The 22,251-nt window shown below is 49.1% G+C and carries 25 protein-coding genes; 1 reads left to right on the top strand and 24 read right to left on the bottom strand.

The features are described 5' to 3' along the window. Positions 1–11 precede the first annotated feature (11 nt). The 7 genes from HJV72_RS13190 to HJV72_RS13160 are packed head-to-tail and all read right to left on the bottom strand — an operon-like array spanning position 12 to position 5,844. A complete protein-coding gene (locus tag HJV72_RS13190) occupies positions 12–926 on the bottom strand; it encodes an RluA family pseudouridine synthase (RefSeq protein ID WP_208071563.1) in 915 nt (304 codons plus the stop codon). Then, positions 898–1,425 (bottom strand): signal peptidase II, encoded by a 528-nt coding sequence (gene lspA / locus HJV72_RS13185; RefSeq protein ID WP_208071561.1) that lies wholly within the window; start codon positions 1,423–1,425, stop codon positions 898–900. The genes HJV72_RS13190 and lspA overlap by 29 nt, the downstream gene beginning before the upstream one ends. A 19-nt stretch (positions 1,426–1,444) precedes the next feature. After that, positions 1,445–2,200: a YlmH family RNA-binding protein gene (locus HJV72_RS13180; protein WP_208071559.1), complete on the bottom strand. Its 756-nt coding sequence runs from the start codon at positions 2,198–2,200 to the stop codon at positions 1,445–1,447. An 8-nt stretch (positions 2,201–2,208) separates the two neighbouring features. Then, positions 2,209–2,757, bottom strand: a complete 549-nt coding sequence (locus HJV72_RS13175) for a cell division protein SepF (RefSeq protein WP_208071557.1) — start codon at positions 2,755–2,757, stop codon at positions 2,209–2,211. Positions 2,758–2,780: 23 nt separating this feature from the next. Beyond that, positions 2,781–3,476, bottom strand: coding sequence for a YggS family pyridoxal phosphate-dependent enzyme (locus tag HJV72_RS13170; RefSeq protein WP_208071555.1), 696 nt, complete (start codon positions 3,474–3,476; stop codon positions 2,781–2,783). Between the two features lie 18 nt (positions 3,477–3,494). Then, positions 3,495–4,871 (bottom strand): HlyD family efflux transporter periplasmic adaptor subunit, encoded by a 1,377-nt coding sequence (locus HJV72_RS13165; protein WP_208071553.1) that lies wholly within the window; start codon positions 4,869–4,871, stop codon positions 3,495–3,497. 16 nt (positions 4,872–4,887) lie between these two features. Continuing rightward, entirely contained in the window at positions 4,888–5,844 is a 957-nt protein-coding gene (locus tag HJV72_RS13160; protein WP_208071551.1) for a TIGR01212 family radical SAM protein, read from the bottom strand. A gap of 83 nt (positions 5,845–5,927) precedes the next feature. Between HJV72_RS13160 and HJV72_RS13155 the strand changes: the two genes are divergently transcribed. Continuing rightward, positions 5,928–6,140, top strand: a complete 213-nt coding sequence (locus HJV72_RS13155) for a DUF378 domain-containing protein (protein ID WP_066576183.1) — start codon at positions 5,928–5,930, stop codon at positions 6,138–6,140. 39 nt (positions 6,141–6,179) lie between these two features. Here HJV72_RS13155 and HJV72_RS13150 read toward each other — a convergent pair whose 3' ends face one another. From HJV72_RS13150 to miaA, 17 genes are all read right to left on the bottom strand, one after another. Further along, positions 6,180–7,160, bottom strand: a complete 981-nt coding sequence (locus tag HJV72_RS13150) for a D-alanyl-D-alanine carboxypeptidase family protein (RefSeq protein ID WP_330618989.1) — start codon at positions 7,158–7,160, stop codon at positions 6,180–6,182. Further along, positions 7,144–7,539, bottom strand: a complete 396-nt coding sequence (gene mgsA, locus HJV72_RS13145; RefSeq protein WP_049727995.1) for a methylglyoxal synthase — start codon at positions 7,537–7,539, stop codon at positions 7,144–7,146. Before mgsA ends, HJV72_RS13150 begins: the two co-directional genes overlap by 17 nt. Before the next feature lie 12 nt (positions 7,540–7,551). Beyond that, positions 7,552–8,676: an FtsW/RodA/SpoVE family cell cycle protein gene (locus tag HJV72_RS13140; protein WP_208071549.1), complete on the bottom strand. Its 1,125-nt coding sequence runs from the start codon at positions 8,674–8,676 to the stop codon at positions 7,552–7,554. Then, entirely contained in the window at positions 8,673–8,885 is a 213-nt protein-coding gene (locus tag HJV72_RS13135; protein ID WP_066576179.1) for a cell division topological specificity factor MinE, read from the bottom strand. The genes HJV72_RS13140 and HJV72_RS13135 overlap by 4 nt, the downstream gene beginning before the upstream one ends. 11 nt (positions 8,886–8,896) lie before the next feature. Next, the gene (gene minD, locus HJV72_RS13130; protein WP_132276237.1) at positions 8,897–9,688 is read right to left on the bottom strand and encodes a septum site-determining protein MinD; all 792 of its coding nucleotides are present in this window, start codon (positions 9,686–9,688) and stop codon (positions 8,897–8,899) included. Beyond that, positions 9,670–10,260 (bottom strand): septum site-determining protein MinC, encoded by a 591-nt coding sequence (locus HJV72_RS13125; protein ID WP_208071548.1) that lies wholly within the window; start codon positions 10,258–10,260, stop codon positions 9,670–9,672. Before HJV72_RS13125 ends, minD begins: the two co-directional genes overlap by 19 nt. Positions 10,261–10,278: 18 nt before the next feature. Further along, positions 10,279–13,209: a penicillin-binding transpeptidase domain-containing protein gene (locus HJV72_RS13120; protein WP_243765632.1), complete on the bottom strand. Its 2,931-nt coding sequence runs from the start codon at positions 13,207–13,209 to the stop codon at positions 10,279–10,281. After that, positions 13,202–13,720: a rod shape-determining protein MreD gene (gene mreD, locus HJV72_RS13115; RefSeq protein WP_208071575.1), complete on the bottom strand. Its 519-nt coding sequence runs from the start codon at positions 13,718–13,720 to the stop codon at positions 13,202–13,204. Before mreD ends, HJV72_RS13120 begins: the two co-directional genes overlap by 8 nt. A gap of 2 nt (positions 13,721–13,722) precedes the next feature. Next, positions 13,723–14,604 (bottom strand): rod shape-determining protein MreC, encoded by an 882-nt coding sequence (gene mreC / locus HJV72_RS13110; RefSeq protein WP_208071544.1) that lies wholly within the window; start codon positions 14,602–14,604, stop codon positions 13,723–13,725. A gap of 1 nt (position 14,605) precedes the next feature. Continuing rightward, the gene (locus tag HJV72_RS13105; protein ID WP_208071542.1) at positions 14,606–15,628 is read right to left on the bottom strand and encodes a rod shape-determining protein; all 1,023 of its coding nucleotides are present in this window, start codon (positions 15,626–15,628) and stop codon (positions 14,606–14,608) included. 16 nt (positions 15,629–15,644) lie between these two features. Next, positions 15,645–16,337, bottom strand: coding sequence for a RadC family protein (radC, locus tag HJV72_RS13100; RefSeq protein ID WP_049728003.1), 693 nt, complete (start codon positions 16,335–16,337; stop codon positions 15,645–15,647). A 37-nt stretch (positions 16,338–16,374) separates the two neighbouring features. Then, positions 16,375–16,635: a DUF4321 domain-containing protein gene (locus HJV72_RS13095; protein WP_049728004.1), complete on the bottom strand. Its 261-nt coding sequence runs from the start codon at positions 16,633–16,635 to the stop codon at positions 16,375–16,377. Positions 16,636–16,715: 80 nt separating this feature from the next. After that, a complete protein-coding gene (locus HJV72_RS13090) occupies positions 16,716–18,365 on the bottom strand; it encodes an NAD(P)/FAD-dependent oxidoreductase (RefSeq protein WP_208071540.1) in 1,650 nt (549 codons plus the stop codon). Between the two features lie 99 nt (positions 18,366–18,464). Further along, positions 18,465–19,694 (bottom strand): aminoacetone oxidase family FAD-binding enzyme, encoded by a 1,230-nt coding sequence (locus tag HJV72_RS13085; RefSeq protein ID WP_208071538.1) that lies wholly within the window; start codon positions 19,692–19,694, stop codon positions 18,465–18,467. Positions 19,695–19,717: 23 nt separating this feature from the next. After that, the gene (locus HJV72_RS13080; RefSeq protein ID WP_208071536.1) at positions 19,718–21,001 is read right to left on the bottom strand and encodes a methionine gamma-lyase family protein; all 1,284 of its coding nucleotides are present in this window, start codon (positions 20,999–21,001) and stop codon (positions 19,718–19,720) included. 1 nt (position 21,002) lies between these two features. Continuing rightward, the gene (locus tag HJV72_RS13075) at positions 21,003–21,314 is read right to left on the bottom strand and encodes a hypothetical protein (protein ID WP_208071534.1); all 312 of its coding nucleotides are present in this window, start codon (positions 21,312–21,314) and stop codon (positions 21,003–21,005) included. Further along, positions 21,278–22,249 carry a tRNA (adenosine(37)-N6)-dimethylallyltransferase MiaA gene (gene miaA, locus HJV72_RS13070; RefSeq protein ID WP_208071532.1) on the bottom strand — a complete coding sequence of 324 codons (972 nt, stop codon included), beginning with the start codon at positions 22,247–22,249 and terminating at the stop codon, positions 21,278–21,280. Before miaA ends, HJV72_RS13075 begins: the two co-directional genes overlap by 37 nt. Between the last annotated feature and the right edge of the window lie 2 nt (positions 22,250–22,251).

Raw genomic sequence — 22,251 nt, 5'->3', positions numbered from 1 at the left:
AAAATATTACACTAAATAACCCTTAGCCGGTCTAACAATTCCACAAAATATTGTGGAAGAGGCGCTTCTACTTCCAGATATTCACCGGTGCGTGGATGCATGATTCCAAGCGTCTTTGCATGCAGCGTCTGTCCCTGCAGGCCCGGAAATGCACATCTTCGGGGACCGTATACCATATCACCGGCCAGGGGGTGCCCGATGCTCGACATATGGACACGAATCTGATGTGTCCGGCCTGTTTCCAGTTCACACTGAATATAACTATATTCTCCAAAGCGCTCCAGCACCTTATAGTGTGTCACGGCCCTTCTGCCGTTTTTCGCATGGGTGCTCATCTTCTTGCGGTCTGTGGGGTGCCTTCCGATTGGAGCGTCGATGGTACCACTGTCTTCCTTGAAGCCGCCGTGCACGATTGCTTCATAGATACGGCGTATGCTGTGTTCCTTGAGCTGCTCTGAAAGCGACTGGTGCGCCGCGTCATTCTTGCACACGATCAGCGACCCCGTCGTATCCATATCTATCCGATGCACGATGCCTGGGCGCATCATGCCGTTGATGCCGGAAAGCTCCTGCCCGCAGTGGAACATGAGCGCATTGACGAGCGTACCGCGGTAATGTCCCGGAGCAGGGTGCACGACCATCTGCTTTGGCTTGTTTATGACGATGATATCCGCATCCTCGTACAGGATATCAAGTGGGATGTCCTCCGGAAGAATGTCAAAATTCTTGGCAGAGGGCACGCTGACTTCTATCATATCACCGCAGGAAAGCCTGTAATTGGCTTTTACAGGCTTGTTGTTCACTAATATATGATTGTCCTTGATCAGCTTCTGTATATAGGAACGGGATCTGTCTGCAAGCTCTTCTGCCAGGTAACGGTCTAGCCGGTCCCCTTCCTCATTTTCGACGGTGAAAAATTCGCTCAAAATCTTCCTCCTTATAGTAAAAGAACAGAAGTACGACTAACGCAAATGTCGATACGGTCACATAGATGTCCGCCACATTAAATATCGGGAAATCTATCAGCTTGATATAAAAGAAATCAACTACATAGTTGAGCCGCACCCTGTCGATGCAATTGCCGAACGCGCCTGCAACAATCAGGACCGCGCAGATGCGAAGCGGCAGGAACCGCCGCTCCATAGGAACTTTTAAGTAGAACCATATGACGACTGTACATATGACCGCCACGCTGATAAAAAAGAACATACGCTGGTCCTGAAACAAACCGAAGGCAGCGCCCCTGTTCTCCAGATATTCAAACTGGAACACGCCCTTCAGGAGTATGAACGGTTCCTCACCTTTCAGCCTTGTTATTGCCAGATATTTTGTGAACTGGTCAAGCAGCACCCCTGCAGCAGCCGCGATGACAGCCACAGCGTAATGCTTTGTTCTGTTTGCCTCTTTCATATTGTTAATGTCCATTCTTCCTTATGCCATCTCTCTAAATATATTTGCGAACAGCTATCATATACCGGCCTTTTTTCGTCCGGGAAAGAATTCCTTCGTAAGTAAGTCTCCCCATCCCCCGTATAGATATACGGTCAGCCTCCTTGAGCTGACAGCCGTTGCTCGTAATCAGCTTCCCGTTTACATATACCTTTCCTCCTTCGATATAGGCAGTCAGCTTGCTCCTCGACAGAGGATATGCGACAGACAGAACCATGTCCAGCCTTATGGAAGGTACCGTTCCTTTCAATTCTTCGTATCTGGGTACATATTCGAACGCCCCGGCGGTACATTGCTCCGCCTGTACGGTCGTATGACGGATCCTTGTCAGCTCACCTGTAATGTAGGCAGCCAGCTCTTCCTTTGCGAATAGTAAGGTACGGCCGCCGTCTATGATAATGTCCCCCAGCTTACAGCGTTCAATCCCAAGATTCATGAGCGCCCCGAGATAATCCCTATGGGTCAGCTCTTCGGCGAACTTCCTGTTGACCGGACTGATTTCAATGACTGCGACCGGATAAGCATATTCATAATAAAGAGCATCAGGTAGAAATGCAACCATCTGACGCTCTGATAAATCATAACCACCATATGTCTCGTAACGGGCAGGAAACATATCCTTCGGTGTTGTATGCAGTATATTCAACTCATTCAAATTAAGAAAATCAGAAAATGTAACAATACCGCGTGTAAAGGCCATGTACGACAGCTCAGCCAGCCTTTTCTGTAATAACTGTTCTTCCTTGTTCATAACCTGTCCTAAAATCTCGACCTCATGGATGACGCGTCAAAAGACGTATTCAGCAGATCCTGCAAATCCCCTGAGATATCTACATTGGTAGGTGTCACGAGGAATATGTAGTTGGAAATCTTCTGGAGATTGCCGTTGATGGCAAACGTAGCGCCTGACGTGAAATCGATAATCCTCTGAGCCACTTCCAAATCCAACCCCTCGAGATTCAGAATGACTGTCCTGCCTGACAGCAGGGTCTCCGTAATCTCCCTGGCATCATCGACAGAAGTAGGCTTGATGACACATACCTCCATGCTTACCCCGCTTCTCCTTGCGGGCTGGCGCATCGGTGTTACTTTATTATTAGAACGGGATGACTTGGAAGATGTTCTGGCCGTAAGTTCGTAGTCGTCTTCTTCCTCGTCGTCATAATCCTTTTCTTTCCGGAAGAAACTTCTCTTTGGCTTCTCTTCATAATCGTCATCCTCATAGTCATCGTCGAAGAAATCATCGTCATCGTAATCATCATCATCACTCAGCTTCATGATATCCAGAAACTTATCTAATACTCCCATTATAAAAAATCTCCTATCTTACGTTATACTTGAGCGTAATTGCGCTCACCGAATATACCGGTTCCCACTCGCACCATGGTGGCCCCTTCTTCAATTGCTATTTCATAGTCATTGGTCATACCCATGGAAAGTATACTCATATTCATATTATCAACGTTTTTGCTGGCAATGTCAACAGATAATTTGCGCAAACGGGCGAAAACAGCCCGGTTTTCCTCAGGATTTTCGACGTTCGGAGCAATCGTCATAAGACCCTTAACGTTAAGGTGGGGGAATCCTGCAATTTTCTCTACAATTTCATCTAATTCTTCAGGCATCACACCAAATTTGCTTTCTTCTCTTGCAACATTCACTTCAATAAGTATATTTGCGGTAATATTATGTTTTTCCGCTTCTTTTTCAATTGTTTCAGCAAGTCTAAGAGAATCGACAGAATGGATAAGCTCTGCTTTATCAATCATGTATTTCACTTTGTTCCGCTGCAGGTGTCCGATCATATGCCAGCTGATATCATCCGGCAGCACCTCGTATTTATCCACCAGTTCCTGCACCTTGTTCTCTCCAAACACACGGACACCTAGGTCATAGGCCTCTCTCAACGTATCAGCGGGCTTTGTCTTACTCACCGCTATAAGCGTCACCTCGCCGCGGTCCCTCCCTGCCCTGTCGCAGGCCTTCTGGATTCTGTCCTCTACCTGTTCCAGATTCTCTTTCAGCATAATCATCACTCCTCTGTTTTAAAATATGACATTGTTCTCTCTCACCGCCTTGCCGTCCAGGGCGATATGGTCATAATTGGCCAGTCCAAAGTTGTTACCTGATTCTACGATATAGTATTCATCACTTTCGCACAGTATCTTTACCTGTTTGAATACCGCATATCCTTTATTGATATTATATACGCCTTTCAGGCTTTTTGTAGCCTTGAGCCTGTACGTATCGTTGGAATCGGCTTTGATCAGCACGGTATTCTCTTCAAAAGCATCCGGGTTCAGATACACCATCCCCATCTCATTATCCCGGTAGTAGACGTCCACCTTCTGGAATTCGGCGTTCTCTTCGCCTGTGTCGATGAGCACGCCTGTCTCCCTGCTGTTTCCTCCCTGTGTCAGATAATCCTCCGGTACGGTGTAGAACTTTTTGCTGACTACAGACGATTTCGGTATCTTCAAGCCGGATTCGTCTTCCAGAATAAGCTCGATATCGAGATACCGTTCCTCCGCATACCGTATCATAGAACTCGTGAATGTAAGAAATCCGATATTATAATCCTTCGTATTATATATGGCAAAGCCCGCAGTAGCCATCTCGTTATCTTTTGTGAAACGCACTTTTACCCGCTTCGTCTCTGCCAGTTCCTGGGCCGTGTCGTCATCGAGCACGATGGCAAGTGTCCACACGTCGTCAGTGATGAGCTTATAAACCGGCTCTCCTGCCTTGATTTTCGTATTATTCTTTATACTCTTTCGCTCATAATCCTTCTTCTCTACCATATCCTTCGTCACGTCTTTTAGATCCAGGCCTTCATAACCGTCTGTAGAGTAGATGACGATACCATCATCGGACGCCGGATATACCTGAAAGTCATCTCTTCCTTCATTGATCATACTGTTAAGCTGCGACTGCCTGCTCTGGCTTGATTTGCTCTCCAGCACCGCTTGGATATTGTTCTTTAATGTGTAGACATCACCGTACTGGCTTTCATTGAAATTCTCACTGAAAGACTGCGTCTTTACAAGCAGAGATGCCTGTTCTTCCGCAGTGAGGCTGTCCGCTTCCTTGCCGTCCGGCTCATGAAAGTCAAGCTTATCAGAGGAAAGGGTATATATCTGTGTCTTGGCGCCTACTTTCGTGCCTTCCGGGGCAAAATAATTGATATAGCCGTCTGCATCCGCATTGACGACCTCTTCCTGCCTGATGATAAATCCTGTATAAGCCGTATCTTTTAATATGGAACCCTCCCGCACTTCATAAGCAGACACTTTCTTGTCTGTCAGATAGAGAAGTACGGTCACTATAAGATAGATGAATATGACGCCAAATATGATGACTCCTATGTTGAAATTCCATTTTTTCCTGTAAACCTGTATGTTGGTCAAATCGTTTCCTGCCACAATATAACCCCCTGCATTATCGCATGTCTCTTCGCATATGTAAGGCGGCGCCGTGAAGATAGCAGAATGCCCTGCCCTGATAAGTTCCGCGCCGTTCCATCTCCCCCAACACCTCATCCTTCAGTTTCCACCAGCTCGTACCCCAGTTACAGAACACGGCGTCTTTTTCTGGTATACGGCTGAACAGGCGCTCAACCGCCACGTCCGGACTTAGAAGCTCGAGAAAAAGGATGAGTCGTTCCATATACTCTTCTTTTGAACACAACGTTATTGTACCATTTTCATAAGCTTCACACAATGGTGTGTTTTTCGCCACATACAACGAATGGATCTTCACCGCATCGATCTTAAGCGCAGAGAGTATTCTCGCCGTTTCCATGCTGTCTTCCCTGTCGTCTCCCGGAAGGTTGAGGATAACGTGCGTGCATATGTCAAATCCATAAGGGCGGATCATGAGCGCCGCGTCTATGAACGCTGCAAGCGTATGTCCCCGGTTCATCTTCTCAAGCGTATGATAGTTCGCAGTCTGAAGCCCCAGTTCCACTGTTATCTCGACGTGATGTTCCCTGCTGATCTCCTGCAGTATATCCAGATATTCTTCCGTGATGCAGTCCGGTCTCGTCGATACGGCGACTTCAACGATATCTTCTATCTTCGCCGCTTCGTCCATAAAGGAGCGGAATTCTTCCGGCGGCAGGAAGGTGTTCGTATAGTTCTGGAAATATGCAATGTACAGGCCGGCATGATATTTTTTTGAAATATATTCCTTTGTCCTGTCTATCTGTACAGACACGGGCACTTCTGCTCCCATCGATTCAAACCCTGTACCGGACTCGGCGCAGAAGATGCAGCCATTGCCCGTAATCCGGTTCGGACATGTGACAGGAAGATTTATCGGAAGCTTGTATACCTTTTCTCCATACTTATGTTTCAAAAATTGTGAATATGGATAATAATACTGCTTTACATCCATCTGACAAATTTTCCTTTCTTATGTATATTTTTGAATTGGTGCAGACATACTATGGTTAGCATCGAAATAAAGGAGGAAATCACATGAAATGGTTTGACAATACCGCTCTGACACTTGTCATCATAGGTGCAATTAACTGGCTTCTGGTCGGAATCTTCAGATTCGACCTCGTAGCTTTTCTGTTTGGTAATCTCTCCTGGCTGTCACGAATCATCTATACTCTCGTAGGTTTATGCGGCTTATACCTCATCAGCCTTTACGGCAGAATTTCCAACACACCAGGCAGCCGTTCATAAGTAAGAGGGGTATCCCTGTAATGAGATGCCCCTCTATAATTATCCATCTTCCGGAATCGCTTCGATAATCCCGGTCATATCTTCATATAATATCGATTTTGTGTCCGCACCCATGACAACGGATATGTACGGCTTGTTCTGCACGTCTTCAGACAGCAGAATCAGGCAGTTGCCTGCCTCTTTCGTCGTTCCGGTCTTGCCGCCGATTATGTCGGCATTCTGTGGCAGAGCCGCCTCTCCAAGGGCGTAGAAGCTCGTCGGTTCCCATGTGATCTGACGCTTGACACCGTCGCTTCCCGTTATATCAGCAGTATATGTCTTTGATTCTATAATATCCAGGAACTTATCATATTTGATACATTCGTTGAAAATCAGATATAAGTCATAGGCCGTCGTATAATGGTTTTCATCATGTAGTCCGTTGGAATTCAGAAAATGACTTTCCGTCGCCATGAGACCGGCGGCTTCTTCGTTCATCATCTCCGCAAAGCCCTCCATGCTGCCGCCTACATAGTCTGCAATTGCCACCGCGTTGTCATTGCCCGAATATAGGAGAAGGCCGTACAGCAGATCATTAAGCGTCAGCTTGTCGCCTTCTTTCAGTCCGCACGTCTGTTCATCCGGTGCAAAGCTGCCCGCGTCCGCGTCCGCGCCGACCGTAACGACATCGGACAAATCGGCATTCTTGATGGCGACCAGCGCGGTCATGATCTTCGTAGTGCTCGCGGGATACAGCCTCTTGTGCACATGATAGGCAAAGTCTGTCTCGCTCCTGTCTACATCGAACAATGCAGCCGCAGTATACGTACCGGTATCCGGTGCGTTTTCAAGAGGGACATCCTCTGCTGCAACGCACAGGTCTTCCGCAAAAAGCTCCGCTTCATATATGCTTTTATTATAATGTTCCGCCTCGTATCCGGCAACAGCATCACTGCCTCCAAACAGGGCGCATCCTGTCAGAAGCACGCCGGCAGCGGCGGTACACATGATGATAGTGATAATCTTACCGGTACATTTCACGCCAATCCAAGTCCCCTCTGTCAATTGCTAATATAATTACTTCCGCTGTGGCCAGATTCGTCGCCATCGGTATGTTGTGCATATCACAGAGACGCACGACGTCATTGACGTTGGGCTCGTGCGGCTTCGCGCTCAACGGATCTCTCAGGAAAATAAGTGCATCAATATCATTCTGCCCAATCTGAGCTCCAAGCTGCTGCATCCCTCCAAGCGGTCCTGCAAGATATTTGTGGATATTCAGATTTGTCACCTCTTCGATGAGACGTCCGGTCGTTCCGGTGGCAAACAGATTATGCTTGCTTAAAATTCCGCGGTATGCGATACAGAAGTTCTGCATCAGCGTCTTCTTGGAATCATGTGCAATCAGGCCTATATTCATAGTATTCACTCCTTATTGATATTTTTTCGGCTGTAGACCTACATTTAAAACAAATCCAATACCGATATATAAACTGACGAGCGATGTCAGTCCGTAACTTACAAAGGGCAGCGGAACTCCTGTATTCGGAAGCACCTTTGTGGCGACCCCGATATTAATGAAGCTCTGGAACCCGATAAGCCCTCCGATGCCGCAGCATATGATTTTACCCGCCATATCCTGCGATCGGACCCCTATCAGAATACATTGTATCACAATTATTAATATGAGTGCAATAACAACACAAGAACCTATGAAACCTAATTCCTCTCCCACGATGGCAAAGATGAAGTCTGTCTGGGGTTCCAGAATGAAGTTGCCGTTTTTAACGGATGTCGTCGTATTGTTGTTGAGCCCCTTTCCTGTCAGCTGTCCGGAACCGATAGCCATCTCCGAGTTGTTCTGCTGGTATGCCCCGTCACTGGCATACTTCTCCGGTTCCAGAAAGGCGAGGATACGTTCCTGCTGGTAATCCTTCAGTATCTTCTGGTCGGGCTGGACGACAATGCTCAGGAATATGATTGCCGTCGGAATCAGTATGAGCAGAGCGGTTCCGATGAACTTGTAGCTCAGACCGCCGATATATATGAGCAGGCAGAGAACAAGCGCCGTACAGATCGTGGTGGAAAGGTTTGGTTCCACGATGATCAGCGCCAGCGGAACGCCGGCAAGCGCCGCATACTTTATGATAGTCCACCGGTAATTGATATCCTCTTCATGCTTCATGAGGAACTTGGCAAAAAATAAGATCAACAGAATCTTGGCCAGCTCCGAAGGCTGGAATGTCGTAAAGCCCAGATCGATCCAGCGGGTTGCCCCATTGACCTCGTCTCCGATAAACAGCACGAGCAAAAGGCTCAATATGGAAAATCCATAGATGAGCCAGTACATATTAAGCACCCATACGTAATCAATGAGGGATACGACCGCCATCACGGCCAGCCCCAGCACGAGGCCCACTATCTGCTTGTTCTGGTATGATTCATTGGCGCTGCCGACTACGAGCACGCCCAGTATCGACAGGGCCAGTACGGATATGACTAATGTGAACTTGTAATCTTTTAACCGGTACGGTTTTGTAAATCGAGGTAATTTCACGTCTCTTCTCCTGCTATTTTAATCAATATGTGAGTTCTCGTTATCTCTACATCAAATTCATCTTCTGTAAGTTCCATATATTTGGACAAGGCTTTGAATAATTCCCGGCAGATATTATCGTATGCCGCCGGCGCACACTGTACACGATCTGATGTGACAAGCACTTTCAGACGGTTCTTGGCTATTGAAACAGAAGATTTTTTTAACATCCGGGTCCCTCCTAATCTTTCTTGAATAACTGTGAAAGCTTAGTGAAGAATCCTGATTCTGTATTCAAATCCATAAAAGGTACTTCTATTCCCATAATCCTCTTGCATATATTGAGATATGCCTTGCCTGCCTTAGAGTCGATGCCGATAACCGGTTCGCCCTGGTTCGTGCCGATGACGACATGTTCATCATCCGGAAGAGCGCCAATGAGAGGGACAGATAATATCTCTGTCACATCATCCACGGACATCATATCCCCTCTTTTGACCATATCCATACGGATACGGTTGATGATGAGCTCTACCTGCTTCAGGCCATTGTTCTCCAGCAGCCCGATTATCCTGTCGGCATCCCTGATAGCAGATACTTCCGGCGTCGTGACGACGATTGCACGGTCTGCCCCTGTGATGGCATTTTGGAACCCTTGTTCGATTCCTGCCGGACAGTCCAGAAGTATGTAATCAAATTCTTCTTTCAGCTCAGACGTCAGCTTCTTCATCTGGCCCGGCGATATCGCCGACTTGTCCTTCGTCTGCGCTGACGGGAGCAGCCATAGGTTCTCATACCTCTTGTCCCTTATAAGGGCCTGCTTCAGCCTGCATGTCCCTTCAATCACGTCCACCAGATTATACACGATCTGATTTTCCAGCCCCATGACGACATCCAGGTTCCTGAGCCCCAGGTCCGTATCAATCACTATGACCTTTTTGTCGAACTGGGATAAGCCGGCTCCTATATTAGCCGTCGTCGTCGTCTTGCCGACTCCTCCTTTTCCTGATGTAATTACGATAACTTCGCCCATGATAAACTTCCTCCTACATTCGGTTTTACTTCAATATCTCCAATGCGAAGCCTTTTGGGGCTCATATGGAGTGCTGCTATGACTGCGCTGCCATCACCTGCGGCACCTGCTATCACGGTGCCGTATATCGTGCCGATGACCACCACATTACCCTTAGCGGCGACCTTGGCATCTTCTTCTATATCTCCGATGATGACGATGCTCGTCTCAGATTCTAAAATCTGTCTTCCTCTCAGTGTACCTCTATAGAACTGGCCGTCTCTTTCATGGATCTGCGAAAGGCTCTCATCCAGCATTCTTTTGTGCATCTGCTCCGTGTACGTGTTCTTCTCGATAATGCATAAAATGTGTATCCCCGCCGCCTCCTCGATCGTCTCAACGAGCAGGCGTTCCTCCTCTTCTGTAAATGTCCTTCCCTCGAATTCCACAGCCATCTTCGCATTGTTGAAAAAATGTGCCGCAGACTCGAATCTGGTCTTGACTTCCGGTAACAAATCTCTGTAAGGCATCTCACCGTCCAGGTGGATAGTGATGCCGTATTTATTACTCTTAATGAGAACCGGGTCTTTCACATTCACTCATCCTTTCTGTTAATCCCCTCCTGTTGCGCTGCTGCCGATTGTTGCTGCTTCACCGGTGATGATTTCATCTTCCGGAGCTATCTCATAGTAGTATTTCATGACATCTCTGCCCACCTCAGAGGCGAAGGTTGAACTATATCCGTTTGCAATTCTGATTGCAAACGCCACCTCCGGGCTGTCGCTCGGCGCAAAGCCTACGAATAATCCGTGATCAGGATGAGTTGTGCTCTGCTGTGCTGTTCCTGTCTTTCCTGACAGTTTTAAGCTGCTTGTATTCAAATCTGAGAATGTTGCGCTATGGTTGACAATCACTGCCCGCATACCGTTGTGTACGGCATTCCAGGTGGAAGCGGACACATCTGAAAGCTGGTTTTTGACCTTAGGTTCATATTCCTTAATCGTCTTCCCGTCTACAGACGCCACTTTGTCAAGCAGGGTCAGGTCATAGACGGTTCCCTTGTTAGCTACTGCTGTTATATATTTAGCCAGCTGGCTTGTCGTATAGTTGTTCCTGCCCTGTCCGATAGCAGATCGCACGGAGTCTTCATCGGATATCTGGGGGCTGGATTCATCAATCTCTAGCCCCGAAGTCTCATTCAGTCCAAAGGCCTGCGCGTACTTCTTCAGCTTGTCTAGTCCCAGGTCGCTGGAATAATACGAATTTGATGCGCTTCCCTCATTGTTGTCAGAGGCGACCTGATTAAGCCCGCCCTCTTTCAGTCCGAGGCGGTATCCAACTTCATAAAAGAAGCTGTTGCAGGAGTTTTCGATTCCTCCCTCCACATTCAGTGTACCGTGGGCCTGAGGATAGATCCAGCACTTCGGGCTTGGCTTTATCTTCTCATACACCCCGTGGCACGTTATATAGGAATCCTGATTGATAACGCCTTCTGTAAGCCCTGCCACTGCCACGAGAGGCTTGTACGTAGATCCGGGGGCTGTCTTTTCCTGTGTCGCATTGTTGTAGAACGGCCTTGACTGGTCGGTCAGCAGTTTGTTGTAATATTCGGAATCCATAGCATTGGCCAGCCGGTTATTGTCATAGCCCGGATAGGATACGCATGCAAGCACCTTGCCGCTGTTCGCATCCGTCATCACGATGGAGCCTGTACAAGGTTCCAGCGCCAGCTGTCCCGGCGTTATCGTAAGATCCTGTATCTTGCCCCGCAGGAAATCATAAGCTCCTATGCTCCCGCTATTCAGGCCATTATACTGTGCCTCGTCATATTCCAGCACTTTCTGTTCATAGAGCATGAGGCATATCTGCCTGCCGGTCACTGCTCCTGATTTTATCATATATTTATATATAAGTTTGTCAAATCCGCTGTTAGAGCCCAGATAGTCGATAATATATTTTACCATGCCCTGATACAGCTCCCCTGCATCGGAGTATTTGCCGTCCTCGACGGACTCTTTCAGCTTGGACGTATCGACCCAGTTCTTGGATATCGCATAGTTTAAGTACGTATATATATTGATGGACTCGTCATCTTTCCAGGCCTTATATGTCGAATCGTTGGTATCTATGGCGCCTGACTTGATGACGCCTGTCGTATTCGTCAGAATTTCCGACACGATATACGTCATATAAGCCTGCATCTCCTTGGACATGTCCTTATATGCCTTTTCATCCGGGTTCGTCAGTATGGAGACTAGGTTGTTCAGGACTTCTTCCTTCCTCGTGCCGAAGGACGCCGCTACCTCTTTCTCTGTAGTTCCCGCATCTTTCTCCGCAAAATGGCTCATGTCCAGTATATCATTGGATATGAACGTGTTGTATACATCGCCGATTGGAATGATGACATCGCTGCCGTCCTCTACTTTCGTCCTGTCAAAATCCAGCGTGTTCTGTATCTTGGACAGCAGGATGCCCGCCAGTTCCTGCTCTATGATATTGTAAGCCGCCTTCTGAAGATTGGCGTCAAGCGTAAGGTAGACATCATTCCCTGCTTCCGGGTTCTTGCCTTTGATCGTCTCGATCACCTTCCCGACACTGTTGACGTAGAGCTTCACCTGCCCTTTCTTCCCCTGCAGCTGCTTGTCCAGCGTCTTCTCAAGGCCGGCTTTTCCCACCGTGTCCTGCTTGGAATACTCTTTCTGCTCTTTCTTGCTGAGAGCGTCATAATCTTCCTGGGATATCTGTCCGGTATAGCCGATGACAGACGCAAAGCACTTGCTGTCCGTATAGCGGCGCAGGGACTCCTCCTCTATATCGACTCCCTGCAGGGAGTCCAGATTCTCCATGATAACAGCCACCGTTTCATCGCTTACATCCTCCGCAATCGTAGTCGCGATGAATTTTTGGAAACTATTGAGGGAAATCGCATATCTTATATTGACGAGCTTCAGCACATCTTCTTTGTCCATCTCCTTTTCATCGATACCATAGCCGTACAGCTTGTCCGTACAGAGATAATCGATGATGTCCTGTGCCGTGCTGCTCTTCTGCTCGTCGCTGAGCTCGTCAATTGTCTTTTTGCCGAATACGTCCGCGATGAATCGGAGGCGCTGCGTGTCATTTTCTGCTACATACATATAATTGCCGTCGCCGTTCAGTATGATTCCAAAATTATTGATTACCGTATCACCGTTGGACTCTACGATATCTATCACCGTTTGGATGACCTTATTAAGCTCCTTGTTCTTTTCAGAAGAGTCTTCCCAGTTATCCTCTATCGTGACAGAATAGGCAAGTTCATTATAGGCGAGCAGATTGCCGTTGCGGTCATATATCTTCCCCCGCGTGCCCTGAATCTCTTTTGTCTTCTGAATCTGGAGCTTGTACTCATCCGCATAGCTCTGCCCTTTCACGATCTGCAGATAAAATACCCTCTGCAGAAGAATTGCCGACAGAACACAGAACACGATGACCGCTACAAATACTCTTGATTTTACTACTTCATATATCCCGGATTTGATCCGGTCCCATAAGCTATACAAATTTACTTGCACTCCTTTGTTCTTCCGCTTCTAACCTTCGGTTAATGTGTAATATGGCCTGATATAGTACAAGGGTTGCCAGTATGGTGTACACCAGCTCCGGCAGAATCAGTTTTATAAGATAGCTGCCGAATGAAAAATCGCCGTACAGCATATAAAAGCAAATATACAAGACGAGCCCGTACAGCAGTTCGCTCGCGGCTATGAGCGCAATCGGAAGTTTGATATCCTCATCGTAGAAAAGGCGCCGGAAACATCCGTTAACATATCCGATTACGGCAAAAAGCAGCGTGTAAAAGCCAAGTGTGCTGCCCCAGAAGATATCCATAAGCAGGCCGGATACTATCCCTACCGCCATGCCGGTCTTCTTGCCACGCATGAAGCCGAAAGAAGCCGTGACGATGATGAGCAGATTCGGCTTGATTCCGGCAAAGGAAAGCACGTGGAATACGGTGCTTCCGAGCAGGAAGCAGACGAGGATTATAAGAAAGGTGATAACCTTGCGCTTCAAAATCATTCACCCCCGTCTTCTGTCTTGTCATCCTTATTGACCATATCTTGTTTTGTCGTCGTGATGACGAGAACTTCCTGCAGCTTGCTGAAATCGACTGCCGGCGTAATATATCCGGAACGGGTCAGGTTGTTGGAATCCACTTTTATCTCGCTGATATAGCCGATGAACAGCCCCTGTAAAAACCGGTCTCCGATATGGGACGTCACGATCTGCTCACCGACTTCAATCTTATTGTCGTTGTTTGCAAGCTTTTCAAAACGGATCCGTCCGTCTGACATAAGCTTCAAATCTCCACGCACGATACATGTATCTGAGGTAGACAGCACCATACCGCTCACATTGCTGGAATCGTCAATGATAGAACGCACCTGCGCATAGTTCGGTCCCACTTCCGTGACGATTCCGACAAGTCCGCTGCCGGCCAGTACATTGCAGTTCTTCTTGATTCCATCCTTGCTTCCTTTGTCAATCGTAAAATCACTGAACCAGTTCGTCCCGTTGTTGGCGATGACATGAGCACCAATCTTATTATAATCCGAATAGTTCTCATCCAGCTTGTACAGCTCTCTGAGGCGTTCCAGCTCGTACTGGTCCTGCCGGAGCCGCGTATTGTCGATTGTCAGCTCATCCACCTTTGTCTGGAGCTCGCTGTTCTCTTTCTTCATGTCCTTCAAAGTCTCGAAATTCTTGGAAAAATCGCTCATCCACATCCCTACATAGCTGATTCCCTTCTGCATGGGTATCACGGTATAGTTCGCCACGATGCGCAGCGGCCCTTTCACGCCGGGCAGACTGCCGACGCCCATAAGTATGACACAGACGGCAGCCGCGATGAGCAGCCAGTATTTACTTGAAAGTGAAGATTGATTTTTGATTTTCATATTATCTCATCCACCTATAATTTTCATCTAACATTGAATATGCAAGTTTCCTCAAATCTTTTGACATAATAATCTTCTTTAAACCTGTAACTGCGCAGATGTCCGGTTCAACTGCAGTCCTGACCGGTATCCCCACAGCTTTCTCAATATAATTCTCGAGGCCTGGCGTATTGGCAATCCCCCCTGTCAGAAAGATGCCGTTCTTATATATCGCCCTCCTCACTTCGGGGGGCGTACGGTCCAGCAGTGAGTAGACCGCCCGTATGCATTCCTGCAGCGGTTCCTTCAAAGCAGCGCGCACGAGGCTGACAGAGATGTCTTTCTGAATCGGCACGCCCATGATCATATCTCTTCCCGCGACCCTCATGGTCGAAGAAGTGTCTTCTGTAAAGACGCCGAACTTTTTCCTCAGCATCTCCGCCGTCAGCCTGCCGATAAGAAAGTCATGGCTATGGCGTACCAGATTGGCGACAGACTGGTCGAAGGTGACTCCGCCGACCTTCACAAGCCGGTTCAGCACCATACCGCCGCCGGCCAGAACAGACAGTTCTGTCGTCTCCCCGCCGAAATTGGCGATAAACAGGCCTTTCGTATTCTTCACATCCAGATTGAGCCCTACGGCATCGGCTATGGACCGTTCTACGATATTGACCTCCCTCGCTTTGGCGGTGGAATGTATGACAAGGTCGAAGAAAGCCTTCTTCTCCACCTCCGTCACATCGGTAGGTACCGCGATAACATATTCAGAGCCCCTGGCAAACTGCCGCTCTTTCTTCAGCAGGTTCTGGAGCAGGAACTGCATATTGTTGAAATGGGATATGACGCCTTCCTGCATCGGAAAGATGACCTCGATATTATCCGGCGCTTTCTCATACATCTCATACGCATCATCTCCGACTGCAAAGATTTCCTTTTTGTTTGCAATCGCAATCACGTTTTTCTCTTTCCATATCTCATCTTTCTTTTTATCGTAGACCTTGATCTCATAAGACCCGAGGTCTAATCCGTATATATTCCTAGCCATTTGACACTGCCCTTTCTTATAGTATGCCCTCCTCCCGGAAACTCATATAACAATTATTGCCAATGATGACGTGATCTAACAGATCAATTCCGATCAAGGCTCCTGCCTCCCGGATTCTCTGTGTCAGCAGTCTGTCTTCCCTGCTGGGCGAGGGGTCACCGCTCGGGTGGTTGTGCAGAACAACGATTGCGACCGCATTCTTCTGCAGCGCTTCTATGAACAGCTCTCTCGGCGTTATGAGGGACGCGTTGACCGTCCCTTTGGATATGTCTGTCTCACCGATGAGCTTTGATTTTGAATTCAACATCAGAAGCTTCATCTGTTCCTGCTTCTCATGCCTTAAGTCTTCCATATAATAACCGGCTATGGACTCGGGGCGTGTGAAACACAGCGACTCCCCCGCGCAGGCTTTCGCCAGCCTTTTGGCCAGCTCCGAGATGCACGATATCTGAATTGCCTTCACCTTCCCTATCCCCTTGATCTGCTTCAGCCTCTCGATGCTGAACTGGTGGATGCTCAGTATCCCCGGCTCGCCGGTATGATACAGAATCTTTTGTGCCAGCGTCAATGCATTTTCACCTCTTGTGCCGGTACGTAACAATACAGCCAGCAGTTCCACATCGCTCAAACTGCCAGCCCCCCTTTGCTCACACTTTTCGTATGGGCGTTCCATCTCTGGAATTTCTCGAATGGTATTTGCCTGATTCATATTATCAGCAGATTCGTACGACACTTCATAGAGAAACTTACAAGAAGCGGTAAATGATGATTGATATGATTACGCCTATGATGCTTGCAATCGTAATCTTTATCGTCAGCCCGAACGTAATTACCAGCAGTCCCAGATTCAGGACGACCGGTTCATCCAGTCCAAAAGACTGCCCGTACCCGAGCCAGGAAAGAGCCGGTACTTTGTCCGCCAGCATTCCGATAAAGCCACCGAGCACGATTCCTGTAAGAATGAGCAGAAAAAGCGCCCAGGCATTCTTGCTTCCAGTTCCCTTCATATGTACTCCTCCTCATTTATCTCAATAGAAAACTCAGTATATTTTATCATATTTAAGAATCAGTGTATATACTTATCCCATTAAAAATTTCTTAAGGCTTCGTCATGTTTGTCGAATGGCCGGTATAATTTGGCGATTGCCTCTGCCGCCTTCATGCCGTCCATTGCCGCGGACGTAATGCCGCCCGCATACCCTGCTCCTTCGCCGCAAGGATAGAGGCCCCGGATGCTGCCCTGCATGTCCGCGCCGCGCATAAGCCGTATCGGGGACGACGTACGGCTCTCCACCGCGGACACCACAGAGTCGTCCCCGGAATAGCCTGGAAGCTTCCGCTCAAAAGCGAGGATTCCTTCTTCAATATCACGCGCAAGGAATGCCGGAAATATGCTTCGGACATTCGTCCAGCAGCAGGCGCCTTTTATCTGCGGGGCAACGGTTCCCGTTCCCGCAGACGGCCTGTCCTCCCGGTAGTCTTTCAACAGCTGGACCGGTACTTTCCCTCCTCCTGCGCGGAACGCGGCCTCTTCAAGCCTCCGTTGGAATTCCACGCCGGCAAGCGGTCCGACGGCACCGTAATCTTCAGGCGACACGGTCACGATCACTGCACTGTTGGCATTCCGGCCGCCGCGGTCATGGTAGCTCATGCCGTTAACCGCAAGACGTCCCTCTTCGGAAGAAGCGTTAACCACATAACCGCCCGGACACATGCAGAACGTATACACTCCTCTGCCGTCAGATGCTTTAGCGGTGAGCTTATAAGATGCCGGCGGCAGCACGTCCGGATGACCGTTTCCGTACTGATTCATATCTACCATGGACTGGGGATGTTCGATGCGCACTCCTACCGCAAATGACTTCGCCTCCATGGATAGCCCGTGTCTGTAGAGCATCTCGAACGTGTCACGTGCGCTGTGCCCGATGGCGAATACTGCAATCCCTGTCTCAAGCCGGTACTGCTCTCCTGTCCGCGTATCTTCAACGGTCAGGTCTGCTATCCGTTTCTCCAGACCCGTTCCGGCTGTCCGGATATCTTTTACGAGGGAATGGAATCGGAATTCCCCTCCCATCTTCTCTATTGTCCTGCGCATATTTTTTATGATGCCTGTCAGCATATCGGTACCAAGATGAGGCTTGTTCTTGTACAGAATCTCTCCCGGCGCCCCGTGCTCTGCAAATACCTTGAGCACCCTGGCGTTGCGAAGCTGCGGGTCTCTGACAAGGGTATTCAGCTTGCCGTCTGAAAATGTTCCCGCACCGCCTTCTCCGAACTGGACATTGGACTGCAGATCCAGTCTCCCGCCTTCCCAGAACCGCTTCACATCTTCCATCCGCTTCTCTACATCCGCTCCTCTTTCGAGCAGAATAGGGCGATATCCATGCAGTGCAAGTTCATAGCCGCAGAACAGCCCCGCGGGGCCGGTACCGATGATTACAGGACGGTGTCTAATCGGGCGCTCCCCTTCTATCTTCAGCACATATTCCGGATCCGGTCCGCAAAACGATATGTTTTTATTTTTTACGCGCTTTTTGACAGACCGCTCGTCTGATACATGTACGTCAACCGTATAGACGTAATAGAGGTCCGGTTTCTTTCTCGCATCCAGCGACTGTTTTCTGATTGTATAAGAAAGCAGCGCATGTCTGTCGATACGCAGCAGTTTCAGTATCTTTTCTTTCAATTCCTCTTTTGTATGGGCTGTGGAAAGCTTAAGCTGTGTAATACGTATCATTATAATATCCCTTTCTTAATTAACGAGTAGAATGTACACAGAAGACCCAGAACAAAAGCAATTGATCGCTTCTGCTTCGGGTCTTCTGTTTTCTTGCTTTCATACTGAACCAACGGCATGGCCCCCGGCAATATGACCGCTGGCAACCGCCCAAGTGATGTTATATCCTCCGCAGATTCCATCCACATCCACCATCTCACCTGTCAGATACAGGCCGGGCACGCATAATGATTCCATCGTGTCCGGACTTATCTCGGAAGTCTTCACCCCGCCTGCACAGATCTGCGCCTGTTCAAAACCGTTCGTGTCCTCGATGTCAAGCAGTGTATGCTTGCATGCTTCGGCGAGCGACTTGATCTGTGCCGGCGTAAGGTTTCCTGCCGGCACCTTTATCCTGATATGCGCAAGTTCTAACAGTCTTGGAATAAGTTTCCGGTTGAAGATTCCTCTGAGGTATCCCTCTGCGCTGCGCTCCTTGAATTGTTCCGCCCTTCGGGTTAACAGGCTTACTGCGTCCTCATACGACATGTCCGGCAGAAAATCTGCCTCTACCTGTACGTTGCGTCCGTCATAGAGCCCTCTTGAGATAAAACGGCTGATTTGAAACACCGGGATGCCTGATATCCCGTAACTCGTAATCTGCAGTTCACCTGTATCCGCGGCCATCTCTCTGCCGTCAATCCTGGCTGCAATCCTTGCCTCCGTCCTTACTCCCGACGCTTTGGCAAAAGGATTGGCACGTACCTTCAGCTGGACAAGAGCCGGAACGACCGGTTCCAGCGTATGCCCCAATCCCTGTGCCAGGGCATATCCGCTTCCGTCCGCGCCTGCGATCTGGGAAGCTCGGCTCCCGCAGGAAAGGATTACCTTGTCTGCCCGGTACTGCCTGTCTCGGCAATCTATAGCAAATCCCCGTCCGTCCCTGCATATGTTCCTCACATGTTCATTCAGATGGCAGCTTACCCTCAGCCGTTCGAGTTCCATCTGCAGACTTTCCCTGACATCCGCTGCCTGCTCGGAACGGGGATATACATAGTCTCCCCGTGACCGGGTCAGAAGTCCGAGGCTGTGGAAGAACTTAAGCGTCTGCTTGAGGCCGAACTGGCGCAGTACGGCCTCTGCCAGCTGCGCTCCGCCGCCTTTGTAGTAATCTGCCGTCATCTGCATGTTCGTGAGGTTGCAGCGCCCGTTACCGGTAGAAAGTATTTTCTTACCGAGCATATCATTATGTTCAAGTATAAAGACTTCCGCCCTGGTGTCCGTGCGTGCGGCCGCAATCGCGGCAGCCATGCCGGAGACGCCGCCGCCGATGATACCTATCTTTCCCATTGCTTCTGACTCCTTTCCCGCCGTCAGATTTTGACCAGCCCTTCCCTTACGATATATTCAAGAGACATGAGAATCCCAAGTCTTGCGTGAGGCCAGGTCAGCCCTCCCTGGAAGTAGACCGCATACGGAGGCTTGACAGGGCCGTCCGCACTGAGCTCAATGGATGATCCCTGCACGAATGCCCCTGCCGCCATAATTACGTCGCTGTCATACCCGGGCATCGCCCAAGGTTCTGGAGATACATAGGAATCTACCGGCGCGGCTGCCTGTATTCCTCTGCAGAAAGCAATGACCCCCTCTGGGGTTCCAAGCTGTACCGCCTGAATAATATCATGTCTGCTCTCTTTACTGTCTGGTATGACGCCAAAGCCGAGCTTCTCATATATGCAGGCTGCGAATATCGCTCCCTTCAGCGCACTGGCAGCCACCGTCGGAGCGAGGAAGAGCCCCTGGTAGAAAGACTGCATCACGCCGAGCGATGCCCCTACCTCTTTGCCGAGTCCAGGTGACGTAAGCCGGTATCCGCAGGCATCGATCAGATCTTCTCTTCCTGCGATGTAGCCGCCTATCGGCGCCAGGCCGCCGCCCGGATTCTTGATGAGCGATCCGACGACCATATCCGCGCCCACATCGCTTGGCTCTACTGTCTCCACAAACTCGCCGTAGCAGTTGTCCACCATACAGATGACGCCAGGCCTTCTCTTCTTGACAAAGGCAATCAGCTCCCCAATCTGCCCGACGGAAAAGCTCGGCCGTGTCTGATAGCCCTTGGAGCGCTGGATTGTCACGATTTTCGTACGTTCATTCAATGCTTCTTCTATCCTGTCATAATCAAAAGTGCCGTCTTCTTTTAGATCCACCTGCCTGTAACTTATGCCATATTCGGCAAGAGAGCCGGTGGACGGCCGGATGCCGATGACTTCCTCCAGCGTGTCATAAGGCTTCCCTACCGGTGACAGCAGCTCGTCCCCCGGGCGCAGATTGGCCCCAAGCGCCAGTGAGAGCGCGTGGGTTCCGCACGTTATCTGAGGCCGCACGAGGGCGCTGTCTGTATGGAATACGGATGCGTATACTTCCTCAAGAGTATCCCTTCCCTGGTCGCTGTAGCCGTATCCGCTCGCATAGTTGAAGCAGGCCTCGCACACGCGGTTCTCCTGCATGGCATGAATCACCTTCAGCTGGTTGTATTCCGCTGTCCTGTCTATCTCGTCAAAACGCTCCTTGAGTCCGGCCTCTGTCTCACGGCCGAAAGCGAGAACCGCCCTTCTTATTCCCATATCTTCATAAAGCTTTGTTATGTCCGGCATCTTAGTTATTGTCTCCTCCCTGCCACGCATTCATGATTTTAGTCTTCAGGGACGCGCATCTGGCGTCAAATTCTGGATTCAACGGTTTTATCTCCAGCACGATATCTGCGGATTCCCGATAGTGTTTCATATCGTACAGAAGTGCCGCCCGGTTCAGATCATACAGCGCTTCTTCCCCCTTCGTACGGATGAGCGGTGCAAGCTCCATCAGCTGCTTGTATGTAGCAGCCGCGTTATGGCTGCGTGAATAAAGCTCCATCAATGTGTTCATCTTCTTCAGGAACTGGTTCCCCCCGAATAATCTTCTAAACATAGTACTCCCTCCAAATGTTTTATCATAGCGTGCACAATTTCTTCGTCGTCATATCCATACGCCTTTTTGTCAATCCAGATTACATTTCTCTCCCTCTTAAACCATGTAATCTGCCTCTTTGCAAAATGCCTCGTGTCCCGTTTGATCGTATAGACCGCTTCTTCCAGTGTACATCTTCCGTCAAGATAGTCAAGTATTTCTTTGTAGCCCAGACCCTGCATGGATACCAGCTCTTTCGTATACCCCATCTTCTTCAGGCTTCGCACTTCATCCACAAGGCCGTCCTCTATCATCTTGTCCACCCGGCTGTTGATCCGGGCGTAAAGATGCTCCCTGTCATCCGTCAGCACAAAGTATGCCGCGTTGTATGGTGACTCTTTTGCCCGCTCTCTTTCATTGTGGTCTGATATCTTCTGACCTGTCTGTTCATAGAATTCAAGCGCGCGGATGACCCGTTTGACGTTATTGGGGTGTATCAGCGCGGCGGACTTGCCGTCCACCTCTGCCAGGCGTTCGTGGAGCTTGTCCGCGCCGTATCTCTGCGCATATCCGGCAAGGCGGCTGCGTATGCCGCTGCCGCCTTCGTTCTCGGTAAAGTCGATGCCATAGAGCAGCGCCTGGATATAAAAACCGGTCCCGCCGACGACGACAGGAATCCGGCCTCTTTCGTATATGTGTTCTGCCGCCTCTTGGGCCATCTTCTGAAAACGGACAACATTAAATTCTTCCGACGGCATAAGCACATCCACAAGATGATGTGGTATGCCGTCCATATCCTCAGGGCGTATCTTAGCAGAACCAATATCCATGTATTTGTACACCTGCATAGAATCTGCAGATATGATCTCACCGCCGATTGCTTTTGCAAGTGAGATGGATGCTTTTGTCTTGCCGACGGCAGTAGGCCCTGTCAGTACCACTAACGGTCTCTTCATAA

The sequence above is a fragment of the Extibacter sp. GGCC_0201 genome, assembly GCF_017566055.1.
Classification (GTDB): Bacteria; Bacillota; Clostridia; order Lachnospirales; family Lachnospiraceae; genus Extibacter.
This window is presented reverse-complemented; position numbering and strand designations above follow the sequence as displayed.

Coding starts and splice junctions, on each gene's coding strand:
- lspA (WP_208071561.1), bottom strand. CDS start 1,425: ATGGACATTAACAATATGAAAGAGGCAAACAGAACAAAGCATTACGCT.
- HJV72_RS13180 (WP_208071559.1), bottom strand. CDS start 2,200: ATGAACAAGGAAGAACAGTTATTACAGAAAAGGCTGGCTGAGCTGTCG.
- HJV72_RS13175 (WP_208071557.1), bottom strand. CDS start 2,757: ATGGGAGTATTAGATAAGTTTCTGGATATCATGAAGCTGAGTGATGAT.
- HJV72_RS13170 (WP_208071555.1), bottom strand. CDS start 3,476: ATGCTGAAAGAGAATCTGGAACAGGTAGAGGACAGAATCCAGAAGGCC.
- HJV72_RS13160 (WP_208071551.1), bottom strand. CDS start 5,844: ATGGATGTAAAGCAGTATTATTATCCATATTCACAATTTTTGAAACAT.
- HJV72_RS13155 (WP_066576183.1), top strand. CDS start 5,928: ATGAAATGGTTTGACAATACCGCTCTGACACTTGTCATCATAGGTGCA.
- mgsA (WP_049727995.1), bottom strand. CDS start 7,539: ATGAATATAGGCCTGATTGCACATGATTCCAAGAAGACGCTGATGCAG.
- HJV72_RS13135 (WP_066576179.1), bottom strand. CDS start 8,885: ATGTTAAAAAAATCTTCTGTTTCAATAGCCAAGAACCGTCTGAAAGTG.
- minD (WP_132276237.1), bottom strand. CDS start 9,688: ATGGGCGAAGTTATCGTAATTACATCAGGAAAAGGAGGAGTCGGCAAG.
- mreC (WP_208071544.1), bottom strand. CDS start 14,604: ATGAAAATCAAAAATCAATCTTCACTTTCAAGTAAATACTGGCTGCTC.
- HJV72_RS13105 (WP_208071542.1), bottom strand. CDS start 15,628: ATGGCTAGGAATATATACGGATTAGACCTCGGGTCTTATGAGATCAAG.
- radC (WP_049728003.1), bottom strand. CDS start 16,337: ATGAATCAGGCAAATACCATTCGAGAAATTCCAGAGATGGAACGCCCA.
- HJV72_RS13095 (WP_049728004.1), bottom strand. CDS start 16,635: ATGAAGGGAACTGGAAGCAAGAATGCCTGGGCGCTTTTTCTGCTCATT.
- HJV72_RS13090 (WP_208071540.1), bottom strand. CDS start 18,365: ATGATACGTATTACACAGCTTAAGCTTTCCACAGCCCATACAAAAGAG.
- HJV72_RS13085 (WP_208071538.1), bottom strand. CDS start 19,694: ATGGGAAAGATAGGTATCATCGGCGGCGGCGTCTCCGGCATGGCTGCC.
- HJV72_RS13080 (WP_208071536.1), bottom strand. CDS start 21,001: ATGCCGGACATAACAAAGCTTTATGAAGATATGGGAATAAGAAGGGCG.
- HJV72_RS13075 (WP_208071534.1), bottom strand. CDS start 21,314: ATGTTTAGAAGATTATTCGGGGGGAACCAGTTCCTGAAGAAGATGAAC.
- miaA (WP_208071532.1), bottom strand. CDS start 22,249: ATGAAGAGACCGTTAGTGGTACTGACAGGGCCTACTGCCGTCGGCAAG.